Origin of the sequence: Eudoraea sp., assembly GCF_049669105.1 — a bacterium.
GTDB lineage: Bacteria > Bacteroidota > Bacteroidia > Flavobacteriales > Flavobacteriaceae > Eudoraea.
Genome location: NZ_JBATKE010000106.1, coordinates 21,916 through 28,584, shown reverse-complemented (window position 1 = coordinate 28,584; position 6,669 = coordinate 21,916). Strand labels below are relative to the sequence as shown.

General features: G+C 39.4%; 4 protein-coding genes. 3 read left to right on the top strand and 1 reads right to left on the bottom strand.

Going from position 1 to position 6,669, the window contains the following annotated elements; genetic code table 11:
* Positions 1-134 precede the first annotated feature (134 nt).
* Entirely contained in the window at positions 135-3,155 is a 3,021-nt protein-coding gene (locus WBM60_RS08995) for a tetratricopeptide repeat protein (protein ID WP_424282989.1), read from the bottom strand.
* Between the two features lie 151 nt (positions 3,156-3,306).
* Here WBM60_RS08995 and WBM60_RS08990 point away from each other — a divergent pair, with 151 nt between their 5' ends.
* The 3 genes from WBM60_RS08990 (at position 3,307) to WBM60_RS08980 (ending at position 6,599) form a co-directional block, all read left to right on the top strand.
* The gene (locus tag WBM60_RS08990; protein ID WP_424260510.1) at positions 3,307-3,990 is read left to right on the top strand and encodes a cell division ATP-binding protein FtsE; all 684 of its coding nucleotides are present in this window, start codon (positions 3,307-3,309) and stop codon (positions 3,988-3,990) included.
* A gap of 220 nt (positions 3,991-4,210) precedes the next feature.
* Entirely contained in the window at positions 4,211-5,878 is a 1,668-nt protein-coding gene (locus tag WBM60_RS08985) for an aryl-sulfate sulfotransferase (protein WP_424278396.1), read from the top strand.
* A gap of 40 nt (positions 5,879-5,918) precedes the next feature.
* Positions 5,919-6,599 carry a sulfotransferase family protein gene (locus WBM60_RS08980; RefSeq protein WP_424260514.1) on the top strand — a complete coding sequence of 227 codons (681 nt, stop codon included), beginning with the start codon at positions 5,919-5,921 and terminating at the stop codon, positions 6,597-6,599.
* Positions 6,600-6,669 lie beyond the last annotated feature (70 nt).

The window sequence follows — 6,669 nt, the reverse complement described above, 5'->3', positions numbered from 1 at the left end:
GAATATGGCCTTACCACGTTAACAGTTTCAGTTCCAATGTCTTTATCGTCTTGTGCCGATAAAAGGTGTACCAGACCTATTAAAGCGATTAATGTAATTTTTAGTTCCTTTTGCATATTGTGTTTTTGGACTAATTAATTTCCTTCGGGAACAATGGATGAATTTCGTTGTGCTTCTTTGGATTTTATAATAGCTAATTCCCCTTTTGCCTCAGTAACGATCTGGTCATAATCGCCAAAATTTGTAATTACACTTTCTAGAATATATGTAGCCTGATATGCGTCATCCAGTTCATAATAATTCTTAGCCATTAGAATTAGCCCTTTACCCCCCCATTCCTTGTAGGCGGCATAATCTCTTGCTAATTTTTGCACTGAACTATTTGATGACTCAAAGGACCCGGCTTTTTGCTTAAAGTAGGCGTCATAATACCATGCTTCTGCTGCCAATCCACCGCTAGCGATTTTCAAAACTTCGGCATAAGCCTTCTCTGCTCTTTCTTCATTACCAGTTGCTATAGCAGATCTTGCAATCATTATTTGTGCATCACTCTTAATTCTATCGTCAATATTATCTGTTTCCAAAACTTTTTCAGCGTAAGCTATGGTCTGGTCATAATTCTTTTGTTCATAAGAACCTTTCATTAGGTTAGATCGGGCAAATGTTCTGTTTTGTTGAATATCAGCGATTGATTCCAAACGCTGAAGGAATGGAAGTGCGGAGGTATAGTTTTTATTTCCAACATAAATCTCACAGACCCTGGTAAGGGCTTGTTCTGAATATTCACTCGCCCCACTGTTGGCAACAAAGGTATAACCAGGAAGTGCCCTGTCTTTATCCCCTTTCGCAAAATATAATTGGGCCAGTTTAAAGTTGGCATTAATGCTATGTAATCCATTTGGAAAATCCCTTATATAGCTTTCATATCCTTTAATTGCGGCTTCTTTCTTACCCTGAAGGTTCTGCTTCTCAGCAGATTCATAACTGGCATTATCTAATTCGGCATCAGATACCTCAACAAAATCTAATCCTTCAACCCACCTTGCGTACTCGCTAACCTGACCTGTATCTACATAAATAAGTTTAGCTGTGGCCACCGCCTGGATTGCTTCCTGGGAGTTTGGATAATCCCGGACAACTGTTTTAAACTTACTTAAAGCAAGATCATTTTTATTAGAATTATAAAACACGAGTCCCTGCCTGAGCAATGCCTGGGGGACCAAAGTACTACCAGGATAATCACTAATTAGCCGGTCATAGGTTTCCAACCCAATTGCCTCCTGGTTTTCTTTTATATATGAATTGCCCAATTCAAATAGTGCATCATCCTTTAAACTGGATTTGGGATACTTTGAGATAAAAGCATTGAGTTCCTCAATTTTTGTAGCACTCCTATCAATAAAACCATAGCTAATAGCTTTTTGGAATGCCGCGTAGTCCTTCTCCGGACTACTTGACTGCAAAACTTTAGTATAAGATTCAATAGCAGGCCAGTATTTACTGGTGACGAAAAAACAATCGCCCAGGCGCACATTGGCATCATTTTTTTTATCAGTATCCGTTCCCTTATCGGCATAAGCCTGGTAATAGGAAATTGCGTTGTTGTAATCTTTTAGTTTAAAATAGGTATACCCCAGGTTATAATCCAGATCCTTGGTTTCCTCCGTGCGCGATGCCGCCGGGTTATTTTTAAATTGAAGATAGTCTGAAAGTGCCTCCTCAAAAGCATTAAGCATATATTGAGATTCCGCCTTCCAATATCTGGCGCGTGCTTTGAAGAATTCATCAGATGCGTTATTGAGTGATTTAGCAAACAACATATGTGCGGAGGCGTAATCTGTTTCTATGAACAATTCAACTCCGCGATAGAAGGCTACCTTCTGATAGGTCGCTTTACTGGCGAAACTGCTGTTTTCCTCCAATAGGGCGAGTGCGCCTTCAAAATTTTTAGAGGTAATATAGGAGTCAACCAATAATTCCTGGATTTCCTTAGAATGAGAATCGTTGGGATAGGTTTCCAGATAGCCAGTTAAGACCTTAGGCACAGGTTCATAAGGATTCCCTATTTCATAACTCAATCGAGTATAATTAAGATACGCATCCTTTTGTATCTCAGTATTAAATTCCATTTGTGAAGCATTCCTAAAAGCATTTAACGCTTCTTGCTTTTTACCGAGGTTTAAATAGCACTCCGCCAAATGGTAATACGCATTTTGAGCAACTCCGTTGTTACCTTCGATTATTTTATTGAATTGGTTAATAGCATTGGCGTAGTCTTCCTGTTTATAGTAACAATAACCTAATAAATAGTGATCTGTATTGCTCCATTTACCACGTTTCCCTTTATAAGCTTCCAAATAGGGTATAGCATTTGCATACTGTTCTAAATTGAAATAGCTCTCTCCAATTATTTTATTTAGTTCAGATACTTCCTGTCTGTCAGATTTTGTCAACTGTGATTTGGCCAGCTCAATAGCCTCTTCAAATTTACCCAGCTTAAAATTCATATCGGCCTGATAATAGGAAAGCTTATCACTTAACTCTTCCTGATCTGATATCTGATCGAAACGTTCGTTAGCCCCCTCATAATCATCCTGTTGATAGGCAATATACCCAAGATAATATTTGGCTTGAGAACCATAAGTGGCTGATGTGGTTACTTTGCTTAAATAACGTTCAGCTTCCTTTGGCTTTTTGGAACTGAATAAGGAATAACCCATATTAAAATTAAACCGCTCCTTTTCCAGAGCTGACATAGAATTTTGGTCTACCTTTCTATACCACGTAAGGGCATAAGGATATTTGCCGTTTTCGAAATAATAATCGGCTACATCCATAAAAGCGGAATTTCGTTTTGTAGAAGTTGGGTAGTTGGCTACAAAATTTTCCATCAACCTGTCCGCACCAAGCTGATTTAATCTTACTGCCGCATTGGCTACATAATAAGCACTATTAGCTTCCGTTTCAAAATCCTTGGTACTCGTTTGCACTTTTTCGAAAATGGTCTGAGCCGCCTGATATTGTTTGCTGTTGTACAGTGCCAGCGCATCCTGATACTGTTTTTGAGGATGGGTATAAATTTTTGATTCCTGGGCGTAGCCAGAAATAGTTATCCCAATGAAATATAGAAGTAGCGCGGTTTTTTTCTTTCGCATAATGTTCTCTAGCTGTTAAGAAGTACCGTAATTTCCCATAATAACGTCAAATATTGTTACTAAGTATGTTCAACAACTAAATAATAGATTTTTACTTCATGTGAGCCCGAATTAGGAAGGAACTTATTACTTTTATATCAACATTTAAATTATGAGTGAAAGCATACTGAATCTGAATGAAGTTGCCGTTTTCCAAAAAGATAGTATGGTGCTGAATGATATTACTCTGGAGGTAAAAAAAGGAGAGTTTGTATATCTGATCGGAAAGACGGGAAGTGGAAAAAGCAGCCTGATGAAAACCCTTTACGCAGATCTTCCACTTTTAGAGGGACATGGCCGAATTGTAGGATTCAATCTAAAAACCCTTGAAGAAAAGGATATCCCTTTTTTAAGGCGAAAACTGGGCATTGTTTTCCAGGATTTTAAATTACTTCCGGACAGAAATATCAATAAGAATCTAATGTTTGTTCTCAAGGCAACCGGCTGGAAAGATCCGGACAAAATGGACGCAAAAATTGAAGAGGTACTGGATAAGGTGGGCATGAAGACCAAAGGTTTTAAATTTCCTCATGAGTTGTCCGGAGGAGAACAACAGCGGATTGCCATAGCAAGGGCATTATTGAATGATCCGGAAATAATTCTGGCCGATGAACCAACAGGTAACCTGGATCCACAGACAAGTGTTGAAGTCATGAAGGTACTGCAGGAAATTAATAAGGCGGGAAGAACCATCCTAATGGCCACCCATGATTATGCCTTGCTGTTAAAATATCCCTCAAAAACCCTAAAATGTGAAGGTGCCAAAGTATTCGAGGTGGTCCAAAAAGCAGTTTAATAAAATTGATGAGACACCTTCAATCATCCTGAAGCGGAAATTTACTAATCTACATAAGAATTAATTGGTGGTTGCAAAATGCAATTATTCTAAATAATTAATTATCTTTCAATCGCTCCAAGTCTATTACAATACCATTTAAGTTAGTTTAATTCAAGTCTTCGAAAGCAAATTGGATTGAATTACAACCAATTTTTTATATTAACCAAACCAATAAATCATGAAGATATACAAGTCTTTAATTTTTAGTTTTATCCTATTATTTTTCTTTTCATGTAAAGAAGAAAAACCCGCACCAGAAGTTGTAGAAAAAATTGAGGTTCGCGAATGGAAACCAGAAGATACCAGAAGCCTAACAGGTCTTACGGTTAAACGGGGACTTAAAGTAAAAACAGCACTTGCCACTCCGGGTTATGTGATGTTCCAACCCACAGAAACCACTAAAACACATCTTATTAATCTAGATGGTGAAGTGGTTCATACCTGGGAAGGCGAATTGGCGATAGTTAACCAATATTTAAAAGAGAATGGCAACCTGGTCAGATTAGAAGTAGACCCTGACTTTCCCACTTTTGCAGCGGGAGGACAAGCAGGAAGGATCAGGGAATACGACTGGGATGGCAATATCTTATGGGATTTTGAATGGGCAGATGAAGATGAGTTGATACATCATGATATTGAATTATTACCAAACGGAAATATTCTGGCGATTTCCTACGAAGCCAAATCACAGAAAGATGTTCTAGAGGCGGGCAGAGATCCGAAACATGTAACTAAAGCCGGACTTTGGCCAGACAAGATTATAGAAATAAAACCATCAGGATCCACGGGAGGAGAAATTGTATGGGAATGGCATATGTGGGATCATTTAATCCAGGATATAGACAGTACCAAAAATAATTATGGGGTTCTGGCAGAAAATCCCAGAAAAATTAACTTTAATGTACTCGGGGATATATATCCTCCAATGACTGAAGAACAGGTTCAACAAGGGATAAAAATGGGTATGATGACGGGAAATGCCACCGTAGACAACCAGCATTCCGATTTTACCCACACCAATGCTATTGCCTATAATGCAGAATTAGATCAGATAGCCATCAGCATTCCTGCTTACAGTGAAATAATGATCATAGACCATGGCACAACTATTGAAGAAGCCCGAGGAAGTACTGGTGGCAGATGGGGACATGGGGGAGATCTATTGTATCGTTGGGGTAACCCTGCCAATTACGGAAGAGGATCAAAAGCAGATCGTAAACTCTTTTTTGAACACGATATAAAATGGATTCCGAAGGGATATCCCGGTGAAGGTCATTTAATGGTTTTTAACAATGATATTGAACACCCTGACAATAAAGTACCTTCTATGTGGGCAGTATTAATGACCAGCAAATCTCCGGAAGTAGTAACCCCGGTAGGGGTACTTGGCAATCATAGTGCAGTTTTCGAATTTATACCTCCAACTAATGCTGATGGGGCTTATATTTTGGCTGAGAATGAAGCATTCGGACCAGAAGGGCCTCATTGGTCCTATACAGCACCGGACAAATACTCGTTTTATTCAGCTTTTGTTTCGGGTGCCCATCGTATGAAAAATGGAAATACCCTAATCACCTCTGGAGCTAAAGGACGAATGATGGAAGTTACCCCGGATGGACAAATTGTTTGGGAATATTGGAATCCTTATAATGACCATTACAGAATGCCTGACGGCACTGTGGCATCTCCAATAGGACCATTTAAATATATGCAATTCAGGGCAACACATTTCACAGAAGACTTCCCTGCCTTTGCAGGCAAAGACCTGACTCCCCTTGCAGAACAACCCGAACCATTTATCTTTGAAATGCCTCCGCCACCCGTAGCGCAGGATAGTGTACAATAAATCGAAACTCAATTAATTACTAACATAAAACTAAAAACAAATGTCTATTAAAATTATAGGAGCCGGATTACCAAGGACCGGCACAAACACCTTAAAACAGAGCCTGGAACAATTAGGTCATAAACACGTTTACCACATGAAGGAATTGCTGGTAAACCCGGAAAAACTACATTATTGGAAAACCCTTGATGAAACCGGTGATACAGATTGGGATGCACTGTACGAAGGTTATGACGGCACTGTAGATTTTCCCGGCTATCCGTGGTACAAGGAGCACATGAAGCGATACCCCGACGCCAAGGTTATCCTCACCGTACGGGATTTTGAAGCCTGGTATAAAAGCGTAGACAGTACAGTCTTCAGAGCCGGACCACAAACACCCGGAGAAAAGATCAAAATGATGGGAAAATTACTTTTCAGTGCCCGGGCACGTAATGTTGTTAAATGCATTAAATGGTTCAAGAAAGTCTTTTTTGCTGAAAGACTTCAGGGAAAGTTTGGTGATAAAGAATTTGCGAAAAAATTCTGGGAAGATCACATAGCTGAAGTAAAAGCCAACGTACCTGCAGACAAACTATTGGTTTATGATGTGCGGAAAGGGTGGGGGCCACTTTGCAAGTTTTTAGGTGTAGAAGAACCTGCTGAACCTTTGCCACACTTAAATAAAAAAGAGAATTTTAAGGCAATGCTTCCCAAACTTATGAAAGGGGAAATGGTCTAAAAGTAGTTATCGACACAAACCAAACATCACATATGCCCCCGGTGGCTTTTGCCTGCCGGGGGTTAATTAT

Bases quoted from the DNA above. Each gene is read 5' to 3' on its own strand.
- WBM60_RS08995 (WP_424282989.1), bottom strand. From the start codon at position 3,155: ATGCGAAAGAAAAAAACCGCGCTACTTCTATATTTCATTGGGATAACT.
- WBM60_RS08990 (WP_424260510.1), top strand. From the start codon at position 3,307: ATGAGTGAAAGCATACTGAATCTGAATGAAGTTGCCGTTTTCCAAAAA.
- WBM60_RS08985 (WP_424278396.1), top strand. From the start codon at position 4,211: ATGAAGATATACAAGTCTTTAATTTTTAGTTTTATCCTATTATTTTTC.
- WBM60_RS08980 (WP_424260514.1), top strand. From the start codon at position 5,919: ATGTCTATTAAAATTATAGGAGCCGGATTACCAAGGACCGGCACAAAC.